A 3,264-nucleotide genomic window follows, 5' to 3' on the forward strand; every position below is an offset into this window, starting at 1 on the left:
AGCTGACGCTGAACCTCGGCGGGCAGAGCCTGGCCGGCACGCGGCGCATCGCGCTGCTGGTGGAGATCGCGCGGCTCGGCTCGATCACGCAGGCCGCGAAGGCCGCCGGCTTCAGCTACAAGGGCGCGTGGGATGCGGTCGAGCAGATGAGCAACCTGGCCGGCGAGCCGCTGCTGGAACGCAGCGCCGGCGGGACCGGCGGCGGGCGCACGCGGCTCACGCCGCGCGGCGAGCAGCTGCTGCGCAATGTCGTGCTGATCCAGCAGGAGCATGCACGTTTCGTCGAGCGGCTGAACCGGCAAGCGGGTGGCCTGGCCGGCGACTATTCACTGATGGAAGGGCTGGCGATGAGAACGAGCGCACGCAACCAGTTCGCCGGCACCGTGGTGTCGCTGCGCGGCGGGGCCATCAATGACGAGGTCGAGCTCGAGGCGATCGGCGGGCTGCGCATCGTCGCGAGCATCACGCACGAGAGCACGGCCGAGCTCGGCCTCGCGGTCGGCGCGAAGGCGTTCGCGCTGATCAAGGCCTCGTCGATCATCCTGATGGCCGACATGCGCGGCGTGCGGCTGTCGGCGCGCAACCAGCTGAAGGGCGTGGTGTCGCGCGTCACGCCGGGCGCGGTGAACTGCGAGGTGGTGCTGGCGCTGGCCGGCGGCGGCGCGGTGGCGGCGATCATCACCAACGACAGCGCGCAGGCACTGGCGCTGGAGGTCGGCAGTTCGGCCACCGCCGTCTTCAAGGCGTCGAGCGTGATCGTCGGCGTGGCGGCCTGACGATCACTTGCCGCGCCGCACCCGGCGCAGCTCGTCGACGATCAGCAGGATCGCGCCGAGCGTGATCGCGCTGTCGGCGAGGTTGAACGACGGAAAGAACTTGTCGGCCCAGTGCACCTGGATGAAGTCGACGACGTAGCCGTGCAGCAGCCGGTCGATCACGTTGCCGAGCGCGCCGCCGAGGATCAGCGCGAGCGCCCAGGCGAACAGCTTCTGCCCGCCGTGGCTGCGCAGCATCCAGACGATGAAGCCGGCGGCCACTGCCCCCAGCCCGACGAAGAACCAGCGCTGCCAGCCCGACGCGCCGGCCAGGAACGAGAACGCCGCGCCGGTGTTGTGCACCCGGACCACGTTGAAGAACGGCGTGACGTGCACGCTGTCGCCGTACGCGAAGTTGGCGAGGATCAGCGACTTGGTCAGCTGGTCGAGCACGATGATGACGAGGGCGATGCCCAGCCAGGGGAGCAGGGATGCGGAGGATTTCTTGAAGGACATGTTTTCAGCGATTGCGCAGGAGCGCGAGTGCGATGGCTTCGGACACCGGGGTGCGGTCGTCCTTCGTTTCTGCCACGATGCTTTCCCACAACTCCTCGGCCAGCTGCACCCGCTCATCAACGGGGAGCTTGAACAGGTCAGGGTACTCCGCGCGAGGATTGCTGTGGTTCATCGAGGGCTCCTTGAGGGAAGGTTCAGGCGACTGTACGCGTCTCGCCGTCACCGTACAGGTTACTTGTGCACCTGCCGCAGATCGTCGGATGCCGCGCCTCGCTGCCGACATCGTCGCGGTAGTGCCAGCAGCGCTCGCACTTGGTCGCCGCCGACGGCGTGACGCTGACGGCCAGCGCCGCGCCCGCCGCGATCCGCGCCTGCGACGTGATCGTCACGAAGCGCAGGTCGTCGCCGAGCGACGCGAGCAGCGCATGGTCGTCGGCCGCCGCGGTGATCAGCAACTCGGCCTGCAGCGACGAGCCCACCTGGCCCGCGCTTCGCAGCGCCTCGATCTCCTTGTTGGCCACGTCGCGGATCTCGCGCAGGCGGCTCCACTTCGCGAGCAGTGCGTCGTCGGCCCAGGCCGAGGTGTCGCTGAAGGTCTCGATGAAGATCGATGCCGACTGCCCCGGCGCGAACACCTTCCACGCCTCTTCCGCAGTGAAGCTCAGGAACGGCGCCATCCAGCGCAGCATCGCGTGCGTCACGTGCCACAGCGCGGTCTGCGCGCTGCGCCGCGCGAGCGACTTCGGCGCGGTGGTGTACAGCCGGTCCTTCAGCACGTCCAGCCAGAACGCGCCCAGGTCCTCGCTGCAGAACACCTGCAGCTTGGCCACCACCGGGTGGAACTCGTACACCTCGTAGTGCTTCAGCACCTCGGCCTGGAACTGCGCCGCGCGCGCGAGTGCGTAGCGGTCGATCTCGAGCATCTGCCCGACCGGCACCGCATCGGTCGCCGGATCGAAATCGCTGGTGTTGGCCAGCATGAAGCGCAGCGTGTTGCGGATGCGGCGGTATGCATCGACGACGCGCGCCAGGATCTTCTTGTCGATCGCGAGGTCGCCCGAGTAGTCGGTCGCCGCACACCACAGGCGCAGGATCTCGGCCCCCATCTCCTGCACCGAATCCTGCAGCGAGATGAAGTTGCCCAGGCTCTTGCTCATCTTGCGGCCCTGGCCGTCGACCGTGAAGCCGTGCGTCAGCAGGCCGCGGTACGGCGCATGGCCTTCCATCGCGCAGGCGATCAGCAGCGACGAGTGGAACCAGCCGCGGTGCTGGTCGTGGCCTTCGAGGTACAGGTCGGCCTCGGGACCGGCCGCACCGTTCGGCCCGCCGGTCGTGCCCGGCTGGCTGCCCACCTTCTCGTTGAGCACGTGGAAGAAGGTCGAGCCCGAATCGAACCAGACGTCGAGGATGTCGTTGCTCTTGATGTAGTCGCCGGCCTCGGCGCCCAGCACCTCGTCGACCGTCAGCTTCGACCAGGCCTCGACGCCGCCTTGCTGCACCACCTCGGCCGCGCGGTCGATCAGCGCCATCGTGTCGGGGTGCAGTTCACCCGTCGCCTTGTGCAGGAAGAACGGCAGCGGCACGCCCCAGTTGCGCTGGCGGCTGATGCACCAGTCGGGCCGGTTCGCGATCATGTCGTGCAGCCGGGTCCGCCCGTTCTCCGGGAAGAAGCTGGTCTCGCCGATGGCCTCCAGCGCGGTCTGGCGCAGCGTCTTCGGCGCCTTGTCCTTCGTGAACACGCCGTCGCCTTCATCCATGCGCACGAACCACTGCGCCGCGGCGCGGTAGATCACCGGCGTCTTGTGGCGCCAGCAGTGCGGGTAGCTGTGTGTCAGCTTCGAGGTGGCGAGCAGCCGGCCGGCGTCGCGCAGCGCATCGGCCACCAGCGGCGCGGCCTTCCAGATGTGCAGGCCGCCGAACAGCGGCAGCGTCGCCTCGTAGACGCCGTTGCCCTGCACCGGGTTCAGGATGTCGTCGATCGCCAGCCCGTGCT

At 68.6% G+C, this 3,264-nt stretch carries 4 protein-coding genes; 1 reads left to right on the top strand and 3 read right to left on the bottom strand.

Annotated elements, in window-relative coordinates:
- Positions 1–2 precede the first annotated feature (2 nt).
- Positions 3–776: a TOBE domain-containing protein gene (locus tag AC1D15_RS23490; protein WP_477827874.1), complete on the top strand. Its 774-nt coding sequence runs from the start codon at positions 3–5 to the stop codon at positions 774–776.
- A gap of 3 nt (positions 777–779) precedes the next feature.
- Here the strand turns inward: AC1D15_RS23490 and lspA are convergent, their stop codons facing one another.
- The 3 genes from lspA to AC1D15_RS23505 form a co-directional block, all read right to left on the bottom strand.
- A complete protein-coding gene (gene lspA / locus AC1D15_RS23495) occupies positions 780–1,271 on the bottom strand; it encodes a signal peptidase II (protein WP_465111889.1) in 492 nt (163 codons plus the stop codon).
- Positions 1,272–1,275: 4 nt separating this feature from the next.
- Positions 1,276–1,443: an addiction module protein gene (locus AC1D15_RS23500; protein ID WP_197066853.1), complete on the bottom strand. Its 168-nt coding sequence runs from the start codon at positions 1,441–1,443 to the stop codon at positions 1,276–1,278.
- A gap of 22 nt (positions 1,444–1,465) precedes the next feature.
- A partial coding sequence (locus AC1D15_RS23505; RefSeq protein ID WP_477827875.1) for an isoleucine--tRNA ligase occupies positions 1,466–3,264 on the bottom strand: 1,799 nt, incomplete at its 5' end.

Source organism: Rhizobacter sp. P2_H2 (assembly GCF_056403375.1).